Source organism: Asticcacaulis benevestitus DSM 16100 = ATCC BAA-896, from assembly GCF_000376105.1.
Classification (GTDB): Bacteria; Pseudomonadota; Alphaproteobacteria; order Caulobacterales; family Caulobacteraceae; genus Asticcacaulis; species Asticcacaulis benevestitus.
Genome location: NZ_AQWM01000001.1, coordinates 467,690 through 493,518, shown reverse-complemented (window position 1 = coordinate 493,518; position 25,829 = coordinate 467,690). Strand labels below are relative to the sequence as shown.

Annotated in this window: 22 protein-coding genes and 5 tRNA genes; 9 read left to right on the top strand and 18 right to left on the bottom strand. The window is 57.5% G+C overall.

All coding sequences use genetic code 11. From position 1 onward, the window contains the following. Positions 1–10: 10 nt before the first annotated feature. A complete protein-coding gene (locus tag B060_RS0102430; RefSeq protein WP_018080155.1) occupies positions 11–727 on the bottom strand; it encodes a septal ring lytic transglycosylase RlpA family protein in 717 nt (238 codons plus the stop codon). Positions 728–977: 250 nt separating this feature from the next. Here B060_RS0102430 and B060_RS0102425 point away from each other — a divergent pair. After that, a tRNA-Ser gene (locus tag B060_RS0102425) sits at positions 978–1,067 on the top strand. A 770-nt stretch (positions 1,068–1,837) separates the two neighbouring features. Here the strand turns inward: B060_RS0102425 and B060_RS0102415 are convergent. Continuing rightward, entirely contained in the window at positions 1,838–2,293 is a 456-nt protein-coding gene (locus B060_RS0102415) for an META domain-containing protein (protein ID WP_018080153.1), read from the bottom strand. 42 nt (positions 2,294–2,335) lie between these two features. Between B060_RS0102415 and B060_RS0102410 the strand changes: the two genes are divergently transcribed. The 3 genes from B060_RS0102410 (at position 2,336) to B060_RS0102400 (ending at position 5,980) form a co-directional block, all read left to right on the top strand. Then, on the top strand, positions 2,336–3,226 hold the full coding sequence (locus B060_RS0102410) for a class I SAM-dependent methyltransferase (RefSeq protein WP_018080152.1): 891 nt from the start codon (positions 2,336–2,338) through the stop codon (positions 3,224–3,226). A gap of 323 nt (positions 3,227–3,549) precedes the next feature. Beyond that, entirely contained in the window at positions 3,550–4,905 is a 1,356-nt protein-coding gene (locus B060_RS0102405; RefSeq protein WP_018080151.1) for a glycoside hydrolase 5 family protein, read from the top strand. A gap of 169 nt (positions 4,906–5,074) precedes the next feature. After that, the gene (locus tag B060_RS0102400; protein WP_018080150.1) at positions 5,075–5,980 is read left to right on the top strand and encodes a LysR family transcriptional regulator; all 906 of its coding nucleotides are present in this window, start codon (positions 5,075–5,077) and stop codon (positions 5,978–5,980) included. Between the two features lie 75 nt (positions 5,981–6,055). On the opposite strand, the gene B060_RS0102395 is transcribed toward B060_RS0102400, so the two are convergent. Next, positions 6,056–6,757: a hypothetical protein gene (locus tag B060_RS0102395; RefSeq protein WP_155847536.1), complete on the bottom strand. Its 702-nt coding sequence runs from the start codon at positions 6,755–6,757 to the stop codon at positions 6,056–6,058. A 44-nt stretch (positions 6,758–6,801) separates the two neighbouring features. Here B060_RS0102395 and B060_RS0102390 point away from each other — a divergent pair, with 44 nt between their 5' ends. Together B060_RS0102390 and B060_RS0102385 are read left to right on the top strand one after the other, a co-directional pair. Continuing rightward, the gene (locus B060_RS0102390) at positions 6,802–7,056 is read left to right on the top strand and encodes a sulfurtransferase TusA family protein (RefSeq protein WP_018080148.1); all 255 of its coding nucleotides are present in this window, start codon (positions 6,802–6,804) and stop codon (positions 7,054–7,056) included. A 108-nt stretch (positions 7,057–7,164) separates the two neighbouring features. Then, positions 7,165–8,493 (top strand): diguanylate cyclase domain-containing protein, encoded by a 1,329-nt coding sequence (locus tag B060_RS0102385; RefSeq protein WP_031220180.1) that lies wholly within the window; start codon positions 7,165–7,167, stop codon positions 8,491–8,493. On the opposite strand, the gene mfd is transcribed toward B060_RS0102385, so the two are convergent. Together mfd and B060_RS0102375 are read right to left on the bottom strand one after the other, a co-directional pair. Then, entirely contained in the window at positions 8,490–11,981 is a 3,492-nt protein-coding gene (gene mfd, locus B060_RS0102380) for a transcription-repair coupling factor (RefSeq protein WP_018080146.1), read from the bottom strand. The two genes, B060_RS0102385 and mfd, sit on opposite strands and share 4 nt — an antisense overlap. Positions 11,982–11,987: 6 nt before the next feature. Then, on the bottom strand, positions 11,988–12,314 hold the full coding sequence (locus B060_RS0102375; RefSeq protein ID WP_018080145.1) for an FAD assembly factor SdhE: 327 nt from the start codon (positions 12,312–12,314) through the stop codon (positions 11,988–11,990). Between the two features lie 20 nt (positions 12,315–12,334). Between B060_RS0102375 and recG the strand changes: the two genes are divergently transcribed. Beyond that, positions 12,335–14,401 (top strand): ATP-dependent DNA helicase RecG, encoded by a 2,067-nt coding sequence (gene recG, locus B060_RS0102370; RefSeq protein ID WP_018080144.1) that lies wholly within the window; start codon positions 12,335–12,337, stop codon positions 14,399–14,401. Here the strand turns inward: recG and B060_RS0102365 are convergent. From B060_RS0102365 to B060_RS0102355, 3 genes are all read right to left on the bottom strand, one after another. Next, positions 14,398–15,513 carry a DUF3089 domain-containing protein gene (locus tag B060_RS0102365; RefSeq protein WP_018080143.1) on the bottom strand — a complete coding sequence of 372 codons (1,116 nt, stop codon included), beginning with the start codon at positions 15,511–15,513 and terminating at the stop codon, positions 14,398–14,400. The two genes, recG and B060_RS0102365, sit on opposite strands and share 4 nt — an antisense overlap. A 96-nt stretch (positions 15,514–15,609) precedes the next feature. Beyond that, a complete protein-coding gene (locus B060_RS0102360) occupies positions 15,610–16,530 on the bottom strand; it encodes a lysophospholipid acyltransferase family protein (RefSeq protein ID WP_018080142.1) in 921 nt (306 codons plus the stop codon). Next, a complete protein-coding gene (locus B060_RS0102355; RefSeq protein WP_081606781.1) occupies positions 16,530–17,312 on the bottom strand; it encodes a glycosyltransferase family 2 protein in 783 nt (260 codons plus the stop codon). The genes B060_RS0102360 and B060_RS0102355 overlap by 1 nt, the downstream gene beginning before the upstream one ends. Before the next feature lie 53 nt (positions 17,313–17,365). Here B060_RS0102355 and B060_RS0102350 point away from each other — a divergent pair, with 53 nt between their 5' ends. Continuing rightward, positions 17,366–18,856: a cryptochrome/photolyase family protein gene (locus tag B060_RS0102350; RefSeq protein ID WP_026172528.1), complete on the top strand. Its 1,491-nt coding sequence runs from the start codon at positions 17,366–17,368 to the stop codon at positions 18,854–18,856. Next, positions 18,840–19,691: a 3-mercaptopyruvate sulfurtransferase gene (gene sseA / locus B060_RS0102345; protein ID WP_018080139.1), complete on the top strand. Its 852-nt coding sequence runs from the start codon at positions 18,840–18,842 to the stop codon at positions 19,689–19,691. The genes B060_RS0102350 and sseA overlap by 17 nt, the downstream gene beginning before the upstream one ends. 49 nt (positions 19,692–19,740) lie before the next feature. Here sseA and B060_RS0102340 read toward each other — a convergent pair. The 10 genes from B060_RS0102340 to B060_RS0102295 form a co-directional block, all read right to left on the bottom strand. Then, positions 19,741–19,817 (bottom strand) — tRNA-Arg (locus B060_RS0102340). Positions 19,818–19,829: 12 nt separating this feature from the next. After that, complete coding sequence (locus B060_RS0102335) at positions 19,830–20,135, bottom strand: ETC complex I subunit (RefSeq protein WP_026172527.1); 306 nt, start codon at positions 20,133–20,135, stop codon at positions 19,830–19,832. A 166-nt stretch (positions 20,136–20,301) separates the two neighbouring features. Continuing rightward, a tRNA-Pro gene (locus B060_RS0102330) sits at positions 20,302–20,378 on the bottom strand. 62 nt (positions 20,379–20,440) lie between these two features. Then, positions 20,441–20,517 (bottom strand) — tRNA-Pro (locus B060_RS0102325). Positions 20,518–20,641: 124 nt separating this feature from the next. Further along, positions 20,642–21,184, bottom strand: coding sequence for a DUF192 domain-containing protein (locus B060_RS0102320; RefSeq protein ID WP_018080137.1), 543 nt, complete (start codon positions 21,182–21,184; stop codon positions 20,642–20,644). 124 nt (positions 21,185–21,308) lie between these two features. Continuing rightward, positions 21,309–21,875, bottom strand: a complete 567-nt coding sequence (locus tag B060_RS0102315; RefSeq protein WP_018080136.1) for a cold-shock protein — start codon at positions 21,873–21,875, stop codon at positions 21,309–21,311. Positions 21,876–22,134: 259 nt separating this feature from the next. Further along, positions 22,135–22,209, bottom strand: a tRNA-Glu gene (locus B060_RS0102310). Positions 22,210–22,334: 125 nt separating this feature from the next. Next, positions 22,335–24,203 carry a single-stranded-DNA-specific exonuclease RecJ gene (gene recJ, locus B060_RS0102305; protein WP_018080135.1) on the bottom strand — a complete coding sequence of 623 codons (1,869 nt, stop codon included), beginning with the start codon at positions 24,201–24,203 and terminating at the stop codon, positions 22,335–22,337. After that, a complete protein-coding gene (glpX, locus tag B060_RS0102300) occupies positions 24,203–25,213 on the bottom strand; it encodes a class II fructose-bisphosphatase (protein ID WP_018080134.1) in 1,011 nt (336 codons plus the stop codon). Before glpX ends, recJ begins: the two co-directional genes overlap by 1 nt. A gap of 142 nt (positions 25,214–25,355) precedes the next feature. Next, on the bottom strand, positions 25,356–25,736 hold the full coding sequence (locus B060_RS0102295; protein WP_018080133.1) for a hypothetical protein: 381 nt from the start codon (positions 25,734–25,736) through the stop codon (positions 25,356–25,358). Positions 25,737–25,829 lie beyond the last annotated feature (93 nt).

Here is a 25,829-nt window from a genome sequence, read left to right as displayed (position 1 = left end):
GGCAAAAATTTCAATCGCTGCGCACGAGGATGGCGCCGCTAAAGCCGGCGTCGATGGCATCCTGCCGATGGGTTTCGGCCGCGGCCGCACCCTTATAGGGGCCGATAAAAACAATATAGAGACCGCCGCGCCGATCGATGCGGGCATCCTCCAGTCGGTCTTGCGCCGCCTCAGCATTGGCTTCTTGCCCGAAGGCGCCCAGTTGCACAATATAGCGCCGCTCATCGCCCGATGAAGCGGCGTAGGTCGGACCGGCATAGACCGGCGCGCCCCCTTCAGCGGGCCCCAGGAAGGTAATCTTCACGCGCGCCGTGCCGGTTTGGTAGACGCCCAGCGCCTTGGCTGCGCCGCGCGACAGATCCACGATCCGCCCTTGTACGAAGGGGCCGCGATCATTGACGCGCAGCCGGATGGTCTTGCCGTTGTCAAGATTGGTGATTTCGGCCACACTCGGCAAGGGGAAGGTCTTGTGCGCCGCGGAGATGTCGTCGGCCATGAAGACCTCGCCATTCGCGGTATGGGGGTTGGGCGATTCCTCGCTGTACCAGGACGCCGTGCCGGTCTCGCTGTAGCCGACGGAAGGAATCTTGGGGTAATAGGTGGTGCCGCGCACTGTATAGGAACGTAAGGTGCCCGAATTATAGTGCGGATCGCGCGCCACCTTCGCCCCGCGCCCGCTGCCCAGATCCTCGCTCTGTCGCGTCGTGGCGCAACCTGTCAAAACCATTAAGGAAACAAGGCCTAAGAGCCTCATTATCGATGTGATCTGTGAGCTGTGTGGCGCGCGCATGATCGCGGTCTTCTTTCTGAAAGACGCATGAATTGAGCCTTCAGTTTGCGCGCAATATGCAAAACTTTGGTTAAGGACGGTTAAGCCTGTTCGTCCGGGTCGACATTTTCCGGAAAAACGCGGACTTGCCACAAAACAGGGCTTGGCACGCAGGCGGACGCACGCTACAAGCGCCCTTCCCTCGCGCGGACAGGTGGTCGAGTGGTTTAAGGCAGCGGTCTTGAAAACCGCCGTAGGTGGAAGCCTACCGTGGGTTCGAATCCCACCCTGTCCGCCAGTTTCCCTTACTTTACAGCCTGATAGCGATAGCGGCGGCTTTGACGGCCTAGGCATAAGTTGCCTCGCCAAACACCACTTCAAGCAAACATCAAGCGGATCGCTGAAGCATTCAAAACCTCTTTTCTAAAACAGAATTTGCTATAGCCAGTTCATGTTTTGGTTTCCACAATCGGAACCCGCCAATCGCTGCGAATAAACAGGCTGTCACGAAACTCACAGCAGAGGTAAAAGCTGAGACCATTAAGAACCTCCCGGCTTCTTCTATAACATCAAAATGATCCGGATAAATAACACCTTTTGACCGATCAACTGATAGTCGCCCCGTGCCAAATACGCACAAAGGCCAGTCGATAACACCAATGCCAAGGCTATGGATGTGCCTAAAAAGAGCACATTATTCCTTTTCACCTGAAACAGCCTAGCTATTCCGACTGTTCTTAAAAGAACTGCCAGCAACCAAATGAGACCTGGGATGTAAAGAACGTTTTGCAGTCCGCCGAGCAATGGATCTATAGTGCCTGGAAGAAAAATTGTAGCCCCGATGAAACTTAACGGCCAAAGTGCTGGGACAACTAAAATGGCTAGAACTGCTTGTGCTATCTCAATTGCTTTTGCACTGCCTGACTTCAGGTGATGGCCCTTTTCATCCCCACATCATCGCAATGATAATTACAGTTTTGCGGCAAGCCAATGGTTTTATTTTGCCTCCTGCCGCCACTCCGATTGCGCAGATGGCGCCTACCCATGCCGCCTGTGGTCGCGATCAAATTACTGCATATATACCGCCTCAAAGCGTGCCAGCGGCGCCATGCGGGCCTTATTGAGCACCAGCCTGTCACCCTTGACGTCATAGCTATCGACGTTATTGAGCACGTCCAGAAACTGCGTTTCGGTCTCCATGCCCTGCGTACACGCCATTTCCGTGCTGACGATCTGCGAGAAGCGCACCCAGTTCATGGCGCCCAGCGTGTAAGTTCCGCCCAGGCGGTTGCAGCCCCCCGACCCGATAAGCCGTTGACCATCCCGTTTGAGCGTTATGTAAGTGTCGTTCGGCCCCGGTTCGACGGGATGGCCGTTTAGCTCCACCAGCTTCCAGTATTTTTCGGTAATGACAGCCTCATGAGACGTCATCGCGCCTGATCCCGGACGTGGCGCTTGATCCGTGGCGCATCCCGTGATGATGATGGCTGACAGCGCAAGGCCTGCGAAAAGCAGCGACTTCATAATTGGCTCCCTGATGTGAGCCCATGATACGGGAAACAGACTGTGAGCGAAACCATTGACCACGTGTCCGATACCGCTTTTTGGGTAGCCTATTATCGCTGGATGGAAACGCAGCGGCCTGATGCGCTGTTTCATGATCCTCTGGCCGGCAAGCTGGTTGGCGATCGTGGGGAGAAGCTGGCGCGGCATATGGGTATCCAACGCGCCATGGCCTGGTCGATGGCGCTGCGCACCTACACGATCGATCGCTATATTCTTGAGGCGATTGAGGGTGGCGTCGATTGTGTGGTCAATCTGGGCGCCGGCCTCGATACGCGCCCCTATCGGCTGGATCTGAAACCCAATTTCCCGTGGATCGAAGTCGATTTTCCGCACATGATCGATTTCAAGACCGATGCCCTGAAAGGTGAAACACCGGTCTGTCGGCTTGAGCGGATCGCCTGCGATCTGTCGCAGGACGCGGCGCGGGAAGACTTGCTGAAAGCGCTGAATATGCGAGGGCAATCGATACTGGTGCTGACCGAAGGCGTGGTGCCGTATCTGACCAATGCCGCTGTGGCCGAACTGGCGCGCAATCTAAATGAACAAAGCCATGTAACCTATTGGCTAAGTGACTATTTTTCTCCGCTGTTTAATCAAGTTTCTGCGCGCGGAAAAATGATGAGACAGTTGGCGAAGAACGCGCCATTTCAATTCAATCCCGGTGAAGCCCCGGACGACTGGCCGCGCTTTTTCGCGGATCTGGGCTGGCAAATTGATCAGGTGCGGTTTCTCGGCGAGATCGGTCGGGATCTGGGGCGAGACCTGCCCGCCAACTGGTTCATACGTATGTTCATGCGCTTTGCCAAGGAAGAGCATTTACGTCCTTACCGGCGCATGAATGGTTATGTCCTGCTGAAAAAGGGCCACGAGATCGTTGCGATCAACACTTAACAGGTGCTGCAAAGCCGTTGGTTTTCTGGAAAGAAACACCCGTCAGCGTTTACCTTTGATTAGGGCGATTGCCTTATCCTCACCTTTTACATGTACTCGCTTCGCGTCTATGCGATTGCGGTATGGCCTGTACTTTTAAAGCCATACCTTAAGTATGGCCAGCCATACCCGATACCAATTCCATGCCTATTTGTGATATTTTCAGCGCCAACGCAGATTAATGATTTCAAATTTCTTTAATCTGCGATAGCTTCCGGGCGTCGCCCGTTCCGGTCTTCGACTGATAATGAGAAACGGGCATCAAAATCAGGAAGGATCATGGAATGTCACACGTTTCACGCCGTCGTTTGATGGGAACAGGCCTTGGCGCCTTAGGCATGGCGCTGGCCGGCTGCGCACTGGCCAAGCCAGATGTCAAAACGGACGCCAAATCATCGGATTTTGTCACGGTTGAGGGCATTCACTTCAAGCTCAAGGGCGAGACCTATCGCTATGTCGGCGCCAATATCTGGTATGGCGCCTATCTGGGCTCGGCCGCCAGCTTTGGCGATCGCACCCGCCTGATCAAGGAACTGGACGATCTGAAGGCGCTGGGCGTGATCAATCTGCGCGTTCTCGCCTCGTCGGAACTGTCGCCGCTGATCAATTCGCTCGATCCCGCCTTCTCCAACAAGCCTGGTGATTACAACAGTGACCTGTTGACCGGCCTCGATTTCCTGCTGGCCGAAATGCACAAGCGCGACATGAAGGCGGTGCTCTATCTGACCAATTTCTGGGAGTGGTCGGGCGGCATGGTGACCTATCAATACTGGACCAATGGCGGCCAGTATATCAATGCCGGTGATCCGGCGCATCCATGGCCCGCATTCGCCGATTTCTCGTCGCAGTTCTATGCCAGCGGCGCTGCCAGGCAGGCCTATTACGACTATATCAAGATGCTGCTGGCCCGCACCAATTCGATTAGCGGCACGCCGTATAAGAATGAGACGGCCATCATGGCCTGGCAACTCTCCAATGAGCCGCGTCCGGGTGGCAGCGCGGCCTCGGTCAAGAAGAATGTCGCGGACTATTACGGCTGGATCAAGGACAGTGCGGCCCTGATCCGTTCACTGGCGCCCAACCATCTGGTATCCCTTGGTCATGAAGGCCTGATGGGCGCCAACAACAGCGAAGAGATCGTGATCAAGGCGCACGAGCATATCGATTACCTGACGGCGCATATTTGGCCGCAGAACTGGAGCTGGGTAGATGGCAAGAACCTGAAAGGCACGTTTGGTGCCGGCGCGGCCAAGGTTCAGACCTATATCGACGCCCATATCGCCATCGCCAAGACGATCAACAAGCCGCTGGTCTTTGAAGAGTTCGGCTTCCCGCGCGATGATGTGGCCTACGAGCCAGGCACGCCGACCACCTATAAGGACAAGTTCTACGGCCTGATTTACAAGGCCGTGGAGGACGCCATCGCCCACAATACGCCCGTCGCCGGTTCCAACTTCTGGGCCTGGGGTGGCGCGGGCCGCGCTCTGCACAGTGATTATCATATGCTGCGCGGCGAAACGGCCTATGTCGGTGATCCGCCGCATGAGCCGCAGGGCTGGTACAGCGTTTTCAATACCGACACCTCGACCCAGGCGCTGATAAAGACGCATGGCCAGCACCTGATCAATATCAAGAGCTAGAGATAATAGGCTGAATAAAAAGAAAAAAAGCCGCGTCACGAACAACAAGCGTGACGCGGCTCAAGGTTTATCAGAAGAGGCCGTTCTGATAATCTAAATCCACCCCGCGCCTTACGTGGTTTGCGTTGTTGTCAGAAGACAAGATTCATGCACAATGGTGTTGCATAAAATGGAACACGCTCGATTAGACTTTGATGATTTGCAGGCTTTCTTCCTAGTGGCGGAAACCGGCAGCTTTGCGCGCGCGGCGCAACGCATGGAGTCATCGAAATCCATCATATCGCGTCGCGTCGCGCGGCTTGAGGCCACCTTGGTCACCAAATTGCTGCAAAGGACGGCGCGTGGCACGCATCTGACCGAGGCCGGCGCCAGCTATTATGAACAGGCACGCCAAGCCATAACCCAACTCGAGTGCGCCGCCGAGAACCTGATCGAAACAACAGCCGACCTCGCAGGGCCTATCCGTTTTACCGGCCCGGTCTCTTTCGGATACCACTATCTCGCACCTGTCCTGGCGGCCTTCGCGCAGCAATATCCGCGTATCGAACTGGACATCGAGTTCAGCGACGAGACAACAGATCTGATCGGTGGCGGGTTCGATATGGCGGTGCGTGTGGGTGAGCTTGGCGATTCAAGCCTTACCGTCCGGCGCCTTTGCCACTCCGGCCGTGTTGTGGTCGCCAGCCCGGACTATCTGGCAAGTCACCCGCCTATTGTGACCCCGGCCGATCTCAATCAGCACGTTCTGCTGCATTATAACGGCAGTCAGACGCAGGATTTATGGCGTTACAGCTATCAGGGCGAAACCCATTCGCTGAAGATCAAGCCGCATATGCGCTCAAACAGTGCCGCGATGCTGATGTCGGCCGTAAAGGCGGGCGTCGGGGTCATGGTGATGCCGGTCTATATTACGGATGCAGCCCTTCAGTCCGGAGAAGTCCAGGTTGTGTTGCCGGACTACGATTGGGGGGTGGCGGAGATCAGTCTGATCCTGCCGCAAGGACGCAATGCCACCAAGCGCGTGCGCAGCCTCGTCGATTTTCTGGTACAGAAATTCCATAAAAAATTCGGCTGACGCGAGCCCTCTCGTTGTTGATCCGGAAGTTAAGACTGCTGCACCAGCGAAATTGAGGGCTTCGGGTACGGGAAACTAAGGTCTGATACCCGGCGCCGCCTTCGGTTTTACGACTGGAGGCGGCATGGGTTGTTCGATCAGACCGCCGCTACCCGAAGCGGAAGCGCCGCCAATGCCCGGCACCACGGCAACCTGATACTCCGGCGGCACGCGAAACCATTTCGCCTCCTGCCGCCCCACGGTGAGCTCAATCACCTGAAACAAGGGCTCACGCCTGCCCTGCTTGGTCATTTGCAGGATGATGTTGTCCGGACTGACGCAAATGATCCCGGACTGGTTGAGATAGCCGGAAAATTCCATAACACGACACGGGCGCCCGCCCACGATCGAGGCGCCAACCGGCTTGACGGTCGCCTGTCGCACCAGGACCGGCAGTTCGAGCGGCAAGGGAATAACGCCCTCCGCGTGATCGAGCGGGAAAACCAGCGCCATGCGGTTCTGGCCGGTGGCGGTCATGCTGATCAGCACACCCTTGTCACGATCGCCGATATAGGTTTGCAAAACGCCGCCGGACGTCACATCAACGCGGGTTTTCTGGCCGGATTGGCGCAGATCGACGGGCGCAGCGAAGCCAGCCACCTTGACGCGCGCATAGAGGTCAGCGTGCACGACCGGGCCAGAAAGATCGTCAATGTCTTGCGCCTCGGCAACTGGCGTACATATCAGACCAAGCGCGAGCACCGTTGCTGAAACCGTCTGCCATACAGACACAGCCATATTTTCGACTCCCAAGTTCATGCCGCTTATGGCAAGATTCGGCGATGAAACCTACCGCCCTGCCGCAGAGCTTGCCCGTGAAAGAGGGCTTTGTTGTGATCGACGCCCGTGGTCACCGCTGCCCCGTCCCGACCCTCAAGCTACGGCGACACATGCAGCATAATACGCAGGTCATGCTCTATGCCGACGATCCCATGGCACAGATTGATGTGCCGCATTTTTGCAACCAAAACAATTTCTTGCTGCTTGAAACGGAGACGATGGATGATGTGTGGATATTCACCATCCGGCGCACATGACGGTAGCCTGATGTGTTACAATAATGTTTACTGTTCCTCTTTAAGAATCGCGTACCCGTTTATGACCAGAATCACTTGCCCCAAACCTGCTCACGAGGAGCTGCCGTCTTGACCCTTCAGGCACGTTTGTTGATTCTGAGCCGCGATGATGCGTGGCTACAGGGTATGGGTGAAAATCTTGATCGTCTGGGCTTGCGCACCATCAGCGCCTATGAGCCCGATGCCGGCTGCGCCGCCCTGGCTGATCTGCCGATTGAAGCCGTTCTGGTCAATGAAACCTGTCAGCGCGAATGGCCCGATATCGTGGCGCAGTTGCGCGCCGCCTGCTGGCCGCGTCGTATTCCCGTTATTCTGATGCGTCTGGATGATCAGCACCAGATTCCCGAAGACTGGGACATGGTGTTTACACGCGATGCGCACGCCCAGCAGATCGTTGTCAGCGTCGAGCATCTGGTGCGCGCCTGTATTGCCGAAGAAGAATATGACACGCGCCGAGAAACCTTTAACGCCGGCCTGCAAGACCTTGATAGCCTTCTGGAAAACCAGCCCATCCTCAACATCCTGTCGATCGGCAAGCCGGATCCGGAATATCTCGCTATGACCCACGCCTTGCGTGAAAAGGGCGTAGAGGTGACGGCCGCGTTGTCGAGTTACAGCGCTTTCGATTATCTGCACGACAAGACGTTCGATGCCGTGCTGCTGTGGGGTGGTGCGCAGCCCTCCGAATCGCTCGCCATAGCGGCTGGCATGCGTCGCAACACGCGCCTTTATCATACACCTGTGCTGCTGCGTCTCAGCAAACTGGTTGAGGTTGACATCGGCGATGCCTTTTTGCGTGGCGTCAATGATATCGCTAACCCCAAGGCGACCGTCCCTGAAATTTCTGATCGCCTGGTACGTCTGGCGCGGACGCACCGCCGTCAAGTCACGATACGCAAAACCCTGGAAACCATGCGTCACCGGCCTGAGATGGACAAGGGCACGGGGCTGTTCGGCCGCGATCTCTTCGCCGCCCATCTGGCACGCCTGTCGAACGCCGCCAGCGAACGCCACCGCACACTCAGCATCTGCGTGCTGAAGATCGCCGAAACGCCCGAAGTCACCCGCGCCCGCAGCCGCAAGATGCTCGATAAGGCCGTGCCGCAGATCGGCTCGATGGTGGCGCGCCTCGTGCGTGCCGAGGATTCCGCCGGCCGCCTCTCGAACGATGTCTTTGCCCTCGCCCTGCCCGCCACGTCGGTCGAGGCCGCGCGCAGCGTAGGTGAGCGTATCTCCGCCGTCGTGAGTTGCACGGCGTTTGATTCCGGCGAAGGCAAGACGCCCTATGTCGTTGAATTCATCGTCGGCGCGGCGGAAATTCGGGATGGCGAGCCTGCTGCCACCGCTTTGATGCGCGCCGCCACGGCCGTCGGCAATCCGGACAGAGAAGCGGTTTAGGCGGTCTCCGCCGCCAGCTTCGCCAGTTCCTTCATGATGCGTTCGGCAGCCGCCAGACGCTGTGCGGCGTCCGGCCATTCGCCCTTGACCAGCAGCTTCTGATCCGGACGGAGTTTCCAGTCGTTCGGTCGACCCTGGATCAGTTTGATCAGGCCCATGGGATTGTTGAAGCTGTCATTACGGAAAGTGATGACCGCGCCCTTGGGGCCAATGTCCAGCTTGGCGACATTAGATTCACGGCACAAGCCCTTGATTCCGACCACTTTCAGAAGTTGTTCAGCCTCTTCGGGAATAGGGCCGAAACGATCGATCAGTTCAGACGCCAGCGCTTCGCGATCGGCCAGTTTTTCGGCTTCCGATACGCGGCGATACAGCGAAAGGCGAATATTGAGATCGGGAATATAGCTTTCCGGGATCATGACGGCGGCGCCAGCATTGATCTGCGGTGACCAGCTTCTCGCATCGGCCAGCGACTGATCGCCCTTCTGACGCAGTTCCGCCACGGCGTCTTCCAGCATCTGCTGATAGAGCTCCACGCCGATTTCGCGGATGTGACCGGACTGTTCGTTGCCCAACAGATTGCCGCCGCCCCGAATATCAAGATCGTGGCTGGCAAGCTGGAAACCTGCACCAAGATTATCCAGGGATTGCAGCACCTTAAGACGCTTTTCTGAAGCGACACTCAAGGTTTTGTGCTGCGGAGTCGTCAGATAGGCATAGGCTCGCGTCTTGGAGCGCCCGACACGACCGCGGATCTGATAAAGCTGCGCCAGACCAAACATATCGGCGCGGTGCACGATCAGGGTGTTGGCTGTCGGCACATCCAGGCCCGACTCGACGATGGTGGTCGAAAGGAGCACATCATACTGCCCCTCGTAGAAGGCGTTCATGACATCTTCCAGCGCGGTCGGCGTCAATTGACCATGGCCAACGACGAACTTGATCTCCGGCACCTGCACACGCAGGAAGTCAGCGACATCGGCAATATCACTCAGGCGCGGCACGACATAATAGGCCTGGCCGCCGCGATACTTCTCGCGCAACAGCGCCTCGCGCAAAGCGACCGGATCATAGGGCAGCACATAGGTGCGTACGGCGATGCGGTCGACCGGCGGCGTGGCGATGATCGACATGTCGCGGATACCCGACAGCGCCATTTGTAGGGTACGCGGGATGGGCGTCGCCGAAAGCGCCAGCATGTGCACGTCGGCGCGGAAGGTCTTCAGCTTTTCCTTGTGCTTGACGCCAAAGTGCTGCTCTTCATCAACAATAACAATGCCTAAATCTCTAAAGCTCACCTGCTCTGATAAAAGCGCATGGGTGCCGATAACGACCTCGATCTCGCCCTTTTTCAGACCATCGCGCGTCTCATCGGCTTCCTTCTTGGTGACCAGACGCGACAATTGGCGCACGCGGATCGGCCACCCCTGGAAGCGCTGGGTAAAGGTCTTGAAATGCTGCCGCGCTAGCAGCGTGGTCGGGCAAATGATGGCCACCTGCTGGCCGGACATGGCGACCACGAAGGCTGCGCGCAATGCCACCTCGGTCTTGCCGAAACCGACATCGCCGCAGATGAGCCGATCCATCGGCTGCCCCTTGGCGAGGTCTTCCAGCACATCGGCGATGGCGTTGAGCTGGTCGTCGGTTTCTTCATAGGGGAACTGGGCGCAGAATTCATCGTAAAGCCCGGCCGGCGGATCGATGGTCTGGCCCTGCTTCATGGCGCGGGCGGCGGCCAACTGGATCAGGCCATCGGCCATATCGCGCAGGCGTTCCTTGGCCTTGGCCTTGCGCGCCTGCCAACTGGCGGAGCCAAGCCGGTCGAGTTGGGCGCTGTCGCTATCGGCGCCATAGCGTGTTAGCAGGTCGATATTCTCAACCGGCAGATAGAGCTTGGCGTCGTTGGCATATTGCAGATCCAGACAATCGTGCGGTGCGCCGGCAACATCGAGGGTTTTCAGACCGTCATAACGACCAATCCCGTGTTCGATGTGCACGACCAGATCGCCGGGTGATAGCGCGGACGCTTCGGCCAAAAAGTTCTGCGCTCTCCGGCGTTTACGCGGACGGGCTAACCTGTCGCCTAAGATATCGGTCTCGGAAATAACCGCCAGGCTTTCGGTTTCGAAGCCGTGATCGAGCGGCAGAACCGCGCGCTGGATCGGCTTGACCTTGGTGCCGGCTACGCCGAACGACAAGGCCTCGCTCCAGCTTGGCGCCAGGCGCAAGCTGGTGAGGCCGTGATCGGCCAGCATGACGCCCAGGCGATCGGAAGAGCCGTCGGTCCACGACGCGAACAGCACGCGCTTGCCCTGCTTAGCCAAAGCCTTGGCGTGGTCGGTGACCGCCGCGAACAGATTGGTCGAATCGAGCAGGCGTTCCTGCGAAAAATTACGCCCCAGCCGTCCGCCGAGGTCGATAATATCGCCACCTTCGCGTTCAAAGGGCTCGAAGCGGCGCAAGCGGTGCGCGCTCAGGGCCGTATTCCAGTGCGCGTCATCAAGATAGAGCTGGGGCGGCGGCAGGGCGCGATAAGCCGAACCGCCCTTCTCTTTCGCCGCTTCCGCGCGCAGTTCGTAGGCGTCCTGCACGGTCGCGGCGCGTTCGGCAAAGGCGTTGTCCGCTAAGGCATCAAGCATCAGCAGGCTATTGCGGGGCAGGTAGTCAAAAACGCCGTCGAGGCCATCATAGAACAGCGGCAACAGGTGTTCGATCCCCTGACGACGGATGCCCGCCGACAGCGCCGTATAGAGCGGATCATCGCCGGCGGCGCCAAAGCTTTCAAGATAGTGCTGACGAAAGCGCTTGATACTCGCCTCGTCCATGCGGATTTCCGCCACGGCGGTGAAATCGAGACTTGTGATCTGCTTGAGCGAACGCTGCGTTTCCGTATCGAAGCTGCGAATTGATTCCAGGCTGTCCCCAAAGAAATCGAGGCGCACCGGCTCGTCAAAACTCGGCGAAAAGACGTCAAGCAAGCCGCCGCGCACGGCAAATTCGCCCTTTTCCGCCACGGTCGAGACGCGCGTATAGCCGTGCTTGAGGAAATACCCCTCCAGGACACGGATATCGATGGTCTGGCCCGGTTTGAGCGACAGACGGTCTTCGTTGATCACGCTGAGCGGCGGCACCTTCTGCATCATGGCCGCCGCGGTCGTCAGCAACAGCAGCGGCGTCGATGGTTTTTGCGTCTTGAGCGCCGCCAGCCGCGACAGGGCGAACATGCGCTGCGCCACGATACCGGCCGTGGGACTCATCCGATCATAGGGCAGGCAATCCCACGCCGGGAAGCTCAAGATTTCCAGTTCCGGCGCAAAGAACTTCAAGGCCTCCGCCACCGCGTTCATGCGGGCGAAATCGCGAGCCACAAAGACACTCAGCCCCTCGCTGCGCGCCAGATCGGCGGCCATGAGGCTTTCAAAGCCTTCCGGGCAGCCACTCAAGGTCAGGGGCTGGCTGGAACGGGCAATCTGGGAGAGGTCGGACATGCAGTCTTAGATCTTCGTATAGGCGATTTTATAATACTGATTGAGCTGATCCATGATCACCGAGCGGAAGTCTTCGGGTGTCGGATCACGCTGAATGATCCAGCCGTAGAGATCCTGATCGGGCACTTCGAGCAGGATTTCAAAAATATCCAGTTCCTCAGGTGTCATCTCTGGCAGCCGATCATCGGCAAAGTTTCCGAGGATGATATCGGCCTCCTTGAAGCCTCGACGCCATGCCCGGAAGGACAGCTTTTTCAGGCGCGCCTCACGCATCTCTTTTTCTGTCACAGCTTTGAACTCCGGAAAACCAATCTGGCCCTTCTCATAAAGCATTTTTGGTGCTTGATAAGCCCATGCGACCAGAAATTTTGTTTCCCTACTATTCTCCGGTGACCAGCCTGAAAGGCGTCGGCCCCAAGATAGCGCCTTCCTTAAGCGCCCATGTGGGGACGCATGTGCGGGATCTGGCCTTCTTCCTGCCGTCGGGGATCATAAAAAGGCCGCTGGTAACACTCGCCACGGCACGAATCGGCGAGGTTCAGACGGTCGAGGTGACCATCGGCGGCTATCCATCTTCCGCGCCTAAGGCGCCCCAGCGCATAGAGGTGTTTGACGATACCGGCCGAATGCAACTGGTCTATTTCCACCGTATCCGCAGCTTCGAGATTCAGCATCCGGTTGGTGAGAAGCGGCTGATCAGCGGCAAGATCGAAAAGTTCGGCTCATATCTTCAGATGACGCATCCGGACTATGTGGTCGATGTGGCGCAGGCTGGTGAAATCCCGGCATGCGAACCTGTTTATCCGGCGACCTACGACCTGTCGTCTCGCCTGATCCGCAAGTTCGCGCAGACCGCCCTGGCCACCCTGCTCGATTTACCGGAATGGCAGGATAAAGCTATATTGGACAAATACATATGGCCATCCTTTAATGCAGCGCTGAAGACCATCCATGCGCCGCAAGGCGAGTTTGATTTGTCGCCCGATGCACCGTCGCGTCAGCGTCTGGCCTATGATGAAGCGCTGGCGCACCAACTGGCGCTTAAAAGCCGGAAACAGCACCGACAAAGCACGAGCGCCCGTGTGGTTGATTATCGCGCCTGGTCAGATCTGGCGCTGGCCAGTCTGCCTTTCGGGCTGACAGGCGCGCAGGTTCGGGCGCTGGAAGATGTGCGCGGCGATCTGCGCTCTGGCCATCGTATGAACCGGCTGATCCAGGGCGATGTCGGCGCTGGCAAGACGCTTGTGGCGCTATTGGCTATGATCGATCTGGCAGAGGGCGGCTATCAGAGCGTGATGATGGCGCCTACGGAAATTCTGGCACGACAGCACTATGAGAAATGTCAGTCTATTCTGCAGCCTCTGGGTATCACTGCAACCATCATGACCGGACGCGACAAGGGCAAGGCCCGCGAAGAAAAACGCGCTGCCGTGGCCAATGGCGAGGTCATGATCATCTTTGGCACCCACGCCGTCTTTCAGGATGGCGTCGATTTCAAGAGCCTGCAACTGGCCGTCATCGACGAGCAGCACCGCTTCGGTGTCGGTCAGCGCCAGCGCCTGTTTTCCAAGGGCGATGCCGTTCATTATCTGTCAATGTCGGCGACGCCGATCCCGCGCACCCTGGCCCTGACGCAGTATGGCGAGGCCGATCTCAGTATCCTCGATGAAAAGCCGCCCGGCCGCCAGCCGATCCATACGGCGGTTTTACCGCGCCAGAGGCTGCCTGATGTGATCGCGCGCCTGAAAGCGGCGCTGGCCAGTGGTTCCCAAGCCTACTGGATCTGCCCTCTGGTCGAAGATACCGCGGAATCCGACCTGATCGCGGTCGAACGGCGTCATCGTGAGCTTCAGGAGGCCATGGGGATAGAGATCGGCCTTGTGCATGGTCGCATGGCGTCGGAAGACAAGGACGCGGTTATCGGCCGGTTTGCCGCCGGTGAAATACGCATCCTGTGCGCCACAACCGTTGTTGAGGTCGGGATCGATGTGCCGACCGCGTCGATCATCATCATCGAGCAGGCGGAACGCTTTGGCCTGGCGCAACTGCATCAGCTTCGCGGACGTGTCGGGCGCGGACGCGATAAGAGCGCCTGCATCCTGCTTTACGATACGCCTCTGTCTAAGAACGCGCAGGCGCGTCTGGAGCTTTTGCGTGACACCGAGGACGGCTTCAAGATCGCTGAGATGGATTGGAAACTGCGCGGCGAAGGTGACATTCTGGGAGCCAAGCAATCCGGCTTCCCCGACTATCGTTTCGTCGATCCGGTTGCGCACACCAGCCTGATCGCGATGGCGGCGCGCGATGCCGTCTATATTCTGCAACACGGGGACGCCTTGCCAGCGCCGCGCCGCAAGGCCATCGAGGTGCTCAAGCAGCTTTTTGACTGGCGACCTGACCTGGCGGACAAGCAGGATTAGGGCTGCGCCGGCACAGGCAGGGCTTGATAAGCCTGCCAGCGCGCCTGAATATCTGCTTGAAGATCACCGTAGAACAGATTGTAAGGATTGACCTTTCTTTGCCCCTCCCAAGTGCCGTCATCGCGCAAGGACGGCGAATTCGGCTTATCGACAAACAACAACCCCCGCAGGCAATGCGCTGACACCTTGCGCGGACTCAACGGCGGTTCTGTGCCCCATTCCAACCCGGTGGCGTTGGTGGCGCCTAAAGAATGCCTGGCCGCGACCTCTTCGTTTGACGCCGCGCCCAGCAAGGGATTGACGCAAACCCCCTTGGCCGATCCCAGCCCTGCCAATTCATCACCTTCCCAATAAACGGCTTTTTGCAGCACCTGAAGCGCTATATCGGGACGGCCGGAATTGATGGAGACATAGCTGACGAGACAATGTGTTTGCTGACGTGACATACAGGCCGGCAGCCACGGGCTTTGCGGCCCGAACTGACTTTCCGGCACAAGGGTTTCCAGCAAGTAAGCCGCCACCAGTTGCTGCTTGAGGTCGGGATCAGGCGCCACGATATCGCGGATCAGGCGTTCTGCGAGCACCCCGCCCTGTTCGATCCCCACGATCACGAAACCGCGTCCCCCTTGGCGCTTTTTCAGGAAAACACGGAAAGCGGCCTCTACATCGCGGTAAGCGAATTGCCGGGCTTCACGGGCATCTTCGCGCAGCGTCAGTTGGGTATAGAGGCTGGCCTGACGATACTTGGGAGCATAGATATTCCCCATGATACCAAAGGGCGCGGCATAGTTGGGCAACTGAATGCGATGCACATCTTCCTGCGCAGCATTGCTGCCGGTTGCCCCCAACCACGACTTACCGCCGTTGAAGCTGGTGGCATGAATGAAGAAAACATCGACCTTTCGCGGATCAGCATAGAACTTCGCCAGAGCCGGATTGAGATGCCAGGCGTCCATTTTGGCGTAATCCGGCGCCGGTGGCGGCTGATAGACCGGGAACGGTATCTTGGGATCGAGAAGATCTCGATGGATGTCGTTTTGCAGATACAACAAGGCGAGCGCCACAAAAGTAGCTATAGCCCCGCCAATCACCAGACCACGCCGGCGTTTCATTACATTCTGTATCCACATGTCGGGCCAAGCTTAAGAGCGTGCCATCCTAAAGCAAGGTCTTCAGGGTTCACTTTTTGTGACCCTTGATAACAGGCCTTAGTCCTGCAACGCCTTATAAACGTCATTGGGCCAGCGCTTATGGACCCAGAACCATTCTTCAGGGTTATCGCGTACCGCCTGTTCAATGAAAGCACTGATCTTGCAAACTGTGCTCTCGATGTCCCTGGCCTTCTGGCCGGTATCATCAACCTCGATCGGATCGTGTACCGTCACGCGGAAGCGCGCCTTATGCAAACGGCGAATCGTCAAGGGCTGCAGCACGGTGCCAAAGCGCTGCGCCAGTTTGGTCGGTCCCGGTGCCGTTTCTGCAATATGACCAAAAAACGGAGTCGGCACACCGCGATTGAACTTCTGGTCGTTCATCAGCCCGACCGACTCGCCTTTTTGCAACGCGATCAGAAGTTCCTTGGCGCCATCGCCGCCTTTTGGTGCGAACATCGTCACACCGTAAGCCGCGCGACCGGCGCGGATACGGGCATCGACATAAGGATTATTCGCGGCGCGATAGGTGATCATATAGGGCACCTTCGCCGCCAGTATGGCCGCGTTCATGATCTCCCAGTTCGACAGGTGGCCGGAAATGAAGATGACCGGCTTGCCGCTGCTGGCGATGGCCTCCAGCTTTTCGAAGCCTTCGATATCAAAGCGGCTGCGATCCTTCACGATTCGATCCATCACCGGAAACTCCCCGGCCATGGCGCGGCCGGTATTTTCCCACTGCTTGGTGATCAAAAGATCGCGCTCGTCAGCCGGCATGCCAGGAAAGGCCAGTTTCAGATTGCGCCGCACGGTTTTTTGAACCCCGGTCATGGGGCCGAAGGTTCGGAAGATCCAGCCGCCCAGGTCTGACGCGGTATCAACGGGCAAGGCGCGCATCACCGCGACAAAGCTGTCATAGAGCAGAGCCTCCAATCGCCAGGCCAGTTTCTGCATGAAGGTAGGATGACCCGCTGACATTAGCCTTGCGCTTTCTTCGCTGCTTTTTGCGCCATCAATATTTTCCACAGGCGCTTAAGGCGCGCTTCGGCAGCCAGGTGGCTACTGTATAGGCCATCCCATCCACCGGTAAAATGGCAACGGAAGAAGAAATAGCGTATAAACACGAAGGGATATTCAAACGGCAGCCTCAAGAAGATGGCCCACGCCGGTTTCTTCAACACCTTGGCTTGCAGGTTGGTATAGGAATCGAGTTTGGCGCGGATATGGGCGTAGGACCGCGACGAGAAGTGCATGACCGGGCCCTTTAGCTGGCCGACCGTCTCCTGTCTGGTGTCCACCGTGTCGTGCACCTGACTTTCGCGAAAACGGACGACCCGGCGATCATATAGCCGCACATAATTATGATAGTCAGCCCAAAGCCTGGGCTTGGTTTTGCGCGGATAGACATTGCGGATGCGGAACCGGTAGGCCTTCAGCGGTGGTGTCGTTTGCAGCAAAGCCTTGATCTCGGCAGCGAGTTCGGGTGTCACCACCTCGTCCGCATCGAGATTGAGAATCCAGTCATGCGTGGCGCAATCTTCACTGTAGCGCTTCTGCGGGCCGTAGCCTGGCCAGGCATGATATAGGACACGAGCGCCCAAACCTTCCGCAACCGCGACCGTGTCATCGCTGGAGCCACTGTCGATGACCAGCACTTCGTCCACAAGCCCCTGGATGCCGCGAATGCAGTCACCTATCCGATCCGCCTCATTATGAGCGATTATACAGCAGCTTAAGGGTGTCCGATTGATTTGGTCCATGCTAGCCTTTGTGCCCAAGACGCTCCTAACAGGCAAGCTTCCATTTAGGCTCCATGACAGAAAACCCCTTACATGCCGCGCCGGTCATCCTGTGGTTTCGCAGTGATTTGCGGCTTCAGGATCAGGCTTGTGTTCAAGCGGCAGTAAAAACGGGTCAACCGATTATTCCTCTCTATATATGGGAGGAAACCCTTGCTACACGCCCTTTAGGCGCGGCTTCGAAATGGTGGCTGTACCATTCTCTTAAAGCTTTGGGTGAGGATTTGCGTTCGTTTGGGTCAAGATTGATTATTGAGCGCGGCGCTGCTCAGGTCACTCTGGAGTCTCTGGCAAACAAATATAGAGTAAAAACAATAATTTGTTCGCATACATTTGACCCTGCCTATGAAGAACATGACCTGCACCTTCAAAATGAATTGAAGGCTTCAGGCCTCACGCTTAACCGCCTGAATACGAGTCTTCTGACGGAACCCAACCAGGTCAAAACCGGGGAAGGTAAACCGTTTCGCGTCTTCACCCCCTATTTCAAGGCGCTTCAGGCATCGGGCGCCTGTGACGTTGATCGTTTGCCGGAAAAACCATCAACTGATTCGTGGGCTGCACCGGCTAAATGGCCGTCATCCCTGTCCATCGAAGCTCTGGGCCTTGCGCCGAAGCTGACACCAAGCGGAAAAGACTGGTCTAAAGGCTTTGGGGCCCGCTTCAAGCCAGGCGAACGAGGGGCGCGAGCGGCGCTGCGCGGCTTTCTGCAGCATCATCTGCGCGATTATGACTCCGGACGCGATAGGCCCGATCTCGACCTGACCTCGCATCTTTCGCCCCACCTGCGCTTTGGTGAAATCAGCCCGCAGCGTATCCTGCTTGAAACCGACAAGGCCGTACGAGCCGATAACAGCCTGAGCATGGGCGCCGCCAAGTTCCGCGCTGAACTGGCATGGCGCGACTTCTCCTACGGCTTGCTCGGCCAACAACCCAGGCTGCACGAGGTCAATTTCAGGCGTGATTTCCACACGTTTAAATGGCGGCAGGATGATGCCGGTTTCAAGGCCTGGTGCCGGGGCGAAACCGGCTATGAACTGGTCGACGCCGGTATGCGCGAGTTGTGGCAGACCGGCTATATGCACAATCGCGTCCGCATGGTCGCCGCGTCCTTCCTGATCAAGCACCTCATGATCGACTGGCGACGTGGCGAACAATGGTTCTGGGATTGCCTTGTGGATGCCGATCCGGCCAATAATCCGGCCAGTTGGCAGTGGGTGGCGGGCTGCGGCGCCGACGCCGCCCCCTATTTCCGCGTTTTTAACCCTATAACCCAAGCGGAAAAATTCGATCCGCAAGGCATTTACCGCGCGCGCTATATACAGGGTTATACACATCCCTCCACAGGTGGAATCCACAAGACAGTGCAAAAAGATCTGTTTGGCTCAGGCGACACGTCGATGCCCTCCACCGCCTATCCAAAGCCTATCGTCGACCACGCCTTCGCCCGCCAGCGCGCGCTGGAAGCTTACAAACAACGAGGACAAGATGACCACGCAGATTGAACCCGGCTGCCTGAACGCCCTTATCGAAAAACAGGCTGTCAAATTACTCGATGGCAGTTGGGCGCTTGATGGCACGGACATGCACGCGCTCTTTCGGCAGGACCACATTCCATCGGCCCGGTTTTTTGATCTGGAAGCCATCAGCGATCATACCTCGGCCCTACCACATATGGCGCCGTCCGCCCGGCAATTCGCTGAGGCCATTGGCGCGATGGGCATTTCCGAAAGCGATCATGTCGTGATCTATGATCGGCAGGGGCTCTTCTCCGCGGCGCGCGTGTGGTGGACGTTCAAGCTTATGGGCCACGACAAGGTGCAAATCTTGCGCGGTGGCTTGCCGGCGTGGAAGGCCGCCGGCTTGCCGGTTTCGGCCGATATTATAACGCCCGTGCCCACAATCTATTCACCGCAACGACGCGATGAAAAGGCGATGAATTTGAGCGAATTGTATAACCATCTTAATGAAACAGGTTACACAATTCTGGATGCCAGACCTAAGGCGCGTTTCGATGGCAGCGCACCTGAGCCGCGCGCCGGCTTGCGCTCTGGCCATATGCCGGGAAGCCGCAGCCTGCCCTTTGCCGAACTGATACGCGAGGGCGCCCTGAAGCCTAAGGCAGAACTGTCCAAGATACTGCAGGCGCATGGCGTGCACGACACCGATACCGTTATCACCACCTGTGGCTCAGGCGTGACCGCCGCCATCATCAGCCTGGCGCTCCACGAAACCGGCCATACCTCGGCCCTACTCTATGACGGCTCATGGGCGGAATGGGGGCAGGAAATATTGGATACACCGGTCGTCAAAACCGAATCAGAACGCCCAGACCTTTGAGTCTGTGCCTCCAACCTCACTAAGAGGTTAAAGGCAATATGTGGATGAGTGGCGACTCCGACAGGGCTCGAACCTGTAACCGTCCGCTTAGAAGGCGGATGCTCTATCCAGTTGAGCTACGGAGCCAATGAGGCCCGTTTAGTGGGTCCAGCTTTGGCGACGGCCGTAAGCGAAATTGTCAGCATAGGCCTTGATGATTTTCGGCGGCGCTTCCGGTTCGATCAGACGGAAAGGAATGCCGTGGTGTTCAGCGAAAGCCATGGCCTGATCCTTGGTCTCGAAGGTCAGGCGCACCTGCGCGTCGGTATCTGACGATGATGACCAGCCCATCAGGGGATCGGGTGTGCGGGCGGACTTGGGTTCAAACTCAAGGATCCAGTCATGGGTCTTGCCGCGGCCGGATTGCATGGCGGTTTTGGCAGGTTTGAAAATACGCGCAAACATCGATGTCTCCTTGAGCGGCATGGATTCGTCAGAGCCCAGGCTTCCTCAGTCTGTTACTACCAAAAGCAGGGTTGGGTAAAGAGGAAAGCTAAGCCTTGTCGCCGCTTTGCACCCACTTTCAGACATTAAAAAAACCGGCCTCTCAATGAGGCCGGCTTTTTTTAAATGGTCGGGGCGAGAGGATTCGAACCTCCGGCCTCCTGCTCCCGAAGCAGGCGCGCTACCAGGCTGCGCTACGCCCCGACTGATCTATAATTGCCAAACACCGATGTCTGAAACCTATGAAGGTCCTTCCAACGATGAGATGGTCGGGGCGAAAGGATTCGAACCTTCGACCTGCTGCACCCAAAACAGCTGCGCTACCAGGCTGCGCTACACCCCGAACTCAATCATCGAACCGTGCGGCCCAACAATGAAGAGGCGCGCTTCATGCCATTTTAGATTGACCTCCGCAAGCCCCGTCATCGCTAAAAATCAACAAGTGGCTGACTTTTCTCGCTTCTGGCTCAAGGCTTATGGAAAAAGGGGTGGATAACGATGTCGCCGGCCTTCAGACCCAGCTTATCGCTGAGCCCGGCCTGGACCTCCAGCACACCGCTGGCAGCGCCATAGGATGGCAAAGGTGTACGATCGAGCGGCCTGGCATTCTTTTGAATCGAAACGATTCGGCCATCCGGCGCGATATAGATGATGTCGAGACCGATCAGCGTGTTCTTCATCCAGAAGCTCCGGTCAGACACGTCCTGGAACTCGAACAACATACCCTGATCCGCCGCCAATTGCTGGCGGCACATCAACCCCTGCTCGCGCGTGCCGTCATTATCGGCGATTTCGACCGAGAAAGACGTCGTGACCTTGGCACCAGAAGACCCAGCATGGATGACCGCCAGCTTTTCAGGCGTCGTATAAGGAGAAATGTCGATATTGAGGCATTGCGCCGGTATAGCCGGCGCATTGTCCTGGGCCACACCGGAAGATGAGTAACCGAGCGATACCAGCCCTGTTGCGATCACCGCCGCCCAAACCGACTTCACATATGTCTTCGTCATGCACATCATCCCTGCCTGTACTCAATTGCCAGACCATGACCGCTGCGCATGGCGATTTCAAGACAAAAAGAAACGCGGACAGCCTGAGCCACCCGCGCTGAATATCTCTTGTGATGGATGATGCTTACACGAGGGCTTTGGGCTGAACCTCGGTGACCACCAGCCCCTTTGGACCTTCGCCAAAGCGAACCATGATAACATCCCCTTGCTGCACGTCTTCGAGACCATAGCGACGGAGCGTCTCAATGTGTATGAAGATATCGGTAGGGTCATCGCCGCGAACCACAAAACCATAGCCCTTGGTCCGGTTGAACCACTTAATGGTGGCAGCTTCGAGATCACCAACGCGCACACTGTCCGAGACGGCGCGCGAAGCACGCGGGGCCTGAACATCCGAGCGGGCAAGACCTTGCCCCGCCGCAACCACTTCCAGATCATCTATCTCGATAACCTGCCAACCCTTGGCGCGTTTGGCGATCTTGCAAGAAATTTTCGCGCCTTCTTGGGCGCAATCACGTCCCAGATCACGAAGACTCGAAACATGAAGCAGGACATCACGCATGCTTGTCAGCGTGGAGTCCTGGGGAACGATAAAGCCGTAACCCTTCGCCGTGTCAAACCACTTAACATGACCTGAGATCGTTACTAACTCTTCGGCTTCTGTTTTGTTATTATAATCAAACAAACTCATTTATCCTCACCCATGTCGCCATGAACTATCAAGTGACACTCATTACCATAACACAGATATCTCAATTTGGGATATAAAAAGAGAAATATTCGCATGAATTGCGAAAATACGCCAAAAAATCGCTTTAGGCGAGTATTATTGTGATCACGCCAGCGCTTTTGAGCCGTTCAGATAACAAAAATGGTTAATTTTCTGTGGATAAGTGCGCGACTATAGCATCAAGCGCAAAAGATAAAAAAGCAATATGGGAGAAGGTTCTTGGCAGTCCCTAGCGGAGTCGAACCGCTCTTTTCAGGATGAAAACCTGACGTCCTAACCGATAGACGAAGGGACCACATTCAAGAGCGCGCTTGGTAACCGTTCTGTTTTCGGGATGCAAGCGCTTTTTTGACTTTTCCCACAAGCCGCGTCACTTTTGTACCTGTTTGCGAAAGATCAGTGTTTTGCGCAGCTTGACCGCTAATCCGTCGCGAGCGCTATGTCTTCGATTTCAAGCTGCACGCCATCTCTTCCCTTATAGTCGTCTGCTTTGAGACGACCTAAAACGTGGACAAAACCGGTTGGACGCAACAAGGCGTCACCGATGGCGGTGCCTTCCGCTCGCCAGACAATACCCTTCAGCTTGCCACCTGAATCGTCACTCAGCTCAAAGCGCACATGACCGCCCTTCATGACCTGGGAATAGCCGATACGCACGCGGGCAAAGGCCAGCAAGGGTTCGGGATTGCCCTGCCCATACGGCGCCAGCAGAGCGAACTTGTCATACATGGCGCGCGATGCAGCACGCACGCTCAGAATGGCGTCGACCTCGACGGACCCGATCTGATCGGCTTCGGACACATGCGACGTCACATAGTCATTAATGAAGGTCCGTAAATTACCGATGCGGTCTTTTTCGACACTCAAGCCGGCCGCCATGGCGTGACCGCCGCCCGAGAGCAAAATACCGGCCTCGAAAGCGGCGCCAATCGCCTCCCCCAGATTGACGCCGGCCTGCGAACGTCCCGAGCCCTTGCCCATGCCGCTGACCGGATCAATGCCAATGATGACGACAGGTTTGTGCCAGCGCTCGCGCAGACGCCCGGCCACGATGCCGATGACGCCGGGATGCCAGTCGTCACGCGCCACGACAATGACGGGATCCTCGCTCGGCCAAAGCCCTTGCGCTTCCGCGGTCTGCATAGCCTGTTCGAGCACATCCGCCTCGATATCGCGGCGGGTGCGGTTCAGTTCATCCAGTTCCTGAGCCAGCGCAGCCGCTTCGTCCGCATCGTCGGTAGAGAGCAGGCGCACGCCGAGATCGGAGCGCCCCACCCGGCCGCCAGCATTAATACGTGGGCCAATCACGAAGCCGGAATGGAACGTGCTCATCAGATTGACGGCAGCGCTTTTATCGCCGGCAACCTCCATCAGCGCCTTGATACCGGCATTCTTGCGTTGTGACATAATCTTGAGACCCTGAGCCGCCAGGGCGCGATTGAAACCGGTCAACGCGGTGACATCGCAGATGGCACCCAGCGCCGACAGATCAAGCCATTGACGTAGATCGGGTTTTTCACGATCGGCGAACAGGCCACGCTTTTCAGCGTCGCGGTTCAGCGCCGCCAGCACGACGAACACAACGCCGGCGGCCGCCAGATTGCCCTGCGCCGAAGTGCAGCCGGGACGATTCGGGTTGACCACGGCCAGGGCGTGAGGCGGCTCTTCCCGCATCAGGTGGTGGTCGATAACCACCACATCGAGCCCGATACTTGCGGCATAATCAAGTGCCTTATGGGCCATGGCACCGCAATCGACCGTGATGACCAGATCGGCACCCTGACGTTTCAAGCTGTTGAAAGCGGCATTGGATGGGCCATACCCCTCGGTGACACGATCCGGCACATAGACCGTCAGTTCGTGGCCCATATAGCGGAACCAGCGCACGAGTTGCGCCGCACTGGTGGCACCATCGACATCATAATCGGCGAAGACGCAAACCTTCGCCTTGCGCTCCAGGGCATCGAGAATGGCGGTGACTGCCTTGTCCATATCCATAAAGGACGAGGGTTCGGGAAATAGCGCCTTCAGGGTCGGGAAGATAAAGTCCTGCAGGCCTTCGGGTGTCACGCCGCGTCCTGCAATAAAGCGCGCGAGAGGCTCGATAAAATCAGGTTCGGCGACATTCATCAGGCCAAGGCGATGCGTAATATCGCGCAGGGTCTCCGGTGTAACGCCAATGGACGCCATACGCTCACGCCACCCCCGGCCGCTTAAGGAAGATGTCACACCCAGGTAAGGCGGGATATCGCGGGCGGGTGTCAGCTTGGCGGCGGCGTCCATAGGCATTATGATTTTACCAACGGGCGGCGCATCGAAAGTTTGCGCACGGTATGGGTTTTGGAAATCATCACCAGGCTTTCCGTCGTGACGAAGACCTCGCCGCGCGCCGTGGTTTCCTTCTGCACGCCACGCAGCAGCGCACCATGGGTAACGCCGGTGGCGATAAATACGGCATCGGAACTGACCAGATCATCGAGCATATATTTGCGATCGAAGTCGCTCAGGCCCAGCCTTTCAGCGCGTCGCTTTTCATCAGCATTACGGAAGACCAGACGTCCCTGGAACTGCCCCCCAACGCATTTCAGCGCGGCACACGCCAGCACGCCTTCAGGCGCGCCGCCCTGCCCCAGGTAAATGTCGATCCCCGTTTCCGGCTGGGCGGTATGAATGACACCGGCGACATCACCATCTGTAATCAGGTGCACGCGCGCCCCGGCCTTGCGCAGGGACGTGATGATCGAATCGTGGCGCGGGCGATCGAGCACGCATGCTACGATTTCCGATACGTCGACCCCCTTGGCCTTGGCGAGCGAGCGCACATTTTCTTCCGGTGACCAGTCAAGGTCGACCACGCCCTGAGCGTAACCAGGACCGATGGCTAGCTTGTCCATATAGGTGTCGGGCGCGTGCAGCATGCCGCCGCGTGGCGCAAACGCGATCACCGCCAGCGCGTTGGCCATGGCCTTGGCGGCCAGCGTCGTGCCTTCAAGCGGATCCAGCGCTATATCGATCGCGGGTCCTTTGCCGGTACCGACCTTTTCGCCAATATAAAGCATGGGGGCCTCATCGCGCTCGCCCTCACCGATCACGATCCGACCGTCCATATCGATAGCGTTGAGCGCGGTGCGCATGGCGTCGACGGCGGCCTGATCGGCGGCTTTTTCATCGCCGCCACCGATTTCGGCGTAACAGGCGATGGCGGCCTCTTCAGCGACTCGCACGATATCGAGGCTCAGGTCGAAATCACGGATGGCCGCTTGCTGGCTATCCTTCGTCAAAACAGATGTTTCCTGCATTTTATTATTTTCTGGCTTTAAGTTTTCTTGAAGCGGCGGTTAGCTTTTACGCCGTATTTTACGCTTAAGGACATGTGGCAGCCTCTATCGCGCGCGCCCTCTTAGCAGAGAAAACCTGCCAGAAACAGCCTGGACTTGAGGGCTAGTTGACGACCGGCGGCGGTGCTGCCTTACGGCGCAGTTCGGCGGCAAGCGCCTCGATTTCAACGACGGAATAGGTGGCCTCGACAGGGCCGGACAGCGCTGGATTGATCTTATCGCGCGCCGTTTGGGCAAAAACGTTGGGGTCGCTTTCATCCCAGACCAACGCACGAACCTCTGTGCGCAACAGGCGGCGCTGGTTTTGCGTTTCGGTGACCTTGGCCAGGAGTTCGGCGGGCGTCGGCACCTTTTCCGGCGGCAGAGGAAACTCCGACCATTTGGGCATGCTGTTGATGTTGGCGGCGGGAGCGTCCTGCGCATGGCCCGAAAGCGCCACACCCGCCAACGCCATAAAGCTGACGGGCAGGATCAAATGTTTCATTGTGCAGCGTATCGGCAAGGGACGTTTCTCCACTCAGGAGCCTCAGGACAACAGATATTGGCAACGCCATTCTGACGTCGTTGAATCTCTGCC

Bases quoted from the DNA above. Each gene is read 5' to 3' on its own strand.
- B060_RS0102430 (WP_018080155.1), bottom strand. From the start codon at position 727: ATGGTTTTGACAGGTTGCGCCACGACGCGACAGAGCGAGGATCTGGGC.
- B060_RS0102415 (WP_018080153.1), bottom strand. From the start codon at position 2,293: ATGAAGTCGCTGCTTTTCGCAGGCCTTGCGCTGTCAGCCATCATCATC.
- B060_RS0102405 (WP_018080151.1), top strand. From the start codon at position 3,550: ATGTCACACGTTTCACGCCGTCGTTTGATGGGAACAGGCCTTGGCGCC.
- B060_RS0102400 (WP_018080150.1), top strand. From the start codon at position 5,075: ATGGAACACGCTCGATTAGACTTTGATGATTTGCAGGCTTTCTTCCTA.
- B060_RS0102395 (WP_155847536.1), bottom strand. From the start codon at position 6,757: ATGGCTGTGTCTGTATGGCAGACGGTTTCAGCAACGGTGCTCGCGCTT.
- B060_RS0102390 (WP_018080148.1), top strand. From the start codon at position 6,802: ATGAAACCTACCGCCCTGCCGCAGAGCTTGCCCGTGAAAGAGGGCTTT.
- mfd (WP_018080146.1), bottom strand. From the start codon at position 11,981: ATGTCCGACCTCTCCCAGATTGCCCGTTCCAGCCAGCCCCTGACCTTG.
- B060_RS0102375 (WP_018080145.1), bottom strand. From the start codon at position 12,314: ATGCTTTATGAGAAGGGCCAGATTGGTTTTCCGGAGTTCAAAGCTGTG.
- recG (WP_018080144.1), top strand. From the start codon at position 12,335: ATGCGACCAGAAATTTTGTTTCCCTACTATTCTCCGGTGACCAGCCTG.
- B060_RS0102365 (WP_018080143.1), bottom strand. From the start codon at position 15,513: ATGAAACGCCGGCGTGGTCTGGTGATTGGCGGGGCTATAGCTACTTTT.
- B060_RS0102360 (WP_018080142.1), bottom strand. From the start codon at position 16,530: ATGTCAGCGGGTCATCCTACCTTCATGCAGAAACTGGCCTGGCGATTG.
- B060_RS0102355 (WP_081606781.1), bottom strand. From the start codon at position 17,312: ATGGACCAAATCAATCGGACACCCTTAAGCTGCTGTATAATCGCTCAT.
- B060_RS0102350 (WP_026172528.1), top strand. From the start codon at position 17,366: ATGACAGAAAACCCCTTACATGCCGCGCCGGTCATCCTGTGGTTTCGC.
- sseA (WP_018080139.1), top strand. From the start codon at position 18,840: ATGACCACGCAGATTGAACCCGGCTGCCTGAACGCCCTTATCGAAAAA.
- B060_RS0102335 (WP_026172527.1), bottom strand. From the start codon at position 20,135: ATGTTTGCGCGTATTTTCAAACCTGCCAAAACCGCCATGCAATCCGGC.
- B060_RS0102320 (WP_018080137.1), bottom strand. From the start codon at position 21,184: ATGACGAAGACATATGTGAAGTCGGTTTGGGCGGCGGTGATCGCAACA.
- B060_RS0102315 (WP_018080136.1), bottom strand. From the start codon at position 21,875: ATGAGTTTGTTTGATTATAATAACAAAACAGAAGCCGAAGAGTTAGTA.
- recJ (WP_018080135.1), bottom strand. From the start codon at position 24,203: ATGCCTATGGACGCCGCCGCCAAGCTGACACCCGCCCGCGATATCCCG.
- glpX (WP_018080134.1), bottom strand. From the start codon at position 25,213: ATGCAGGAAACATCTGTTTTGACGAAGGATAGCCAGCAAGCGGCCATC.
- B060_RS0102295 (WP_018080133.1), bottom strand. From the start codon at position 25,736: ATGAAACATTTGATCCTGCCCGTCAGCTTTATGGCGTTGGCGGGTGTG.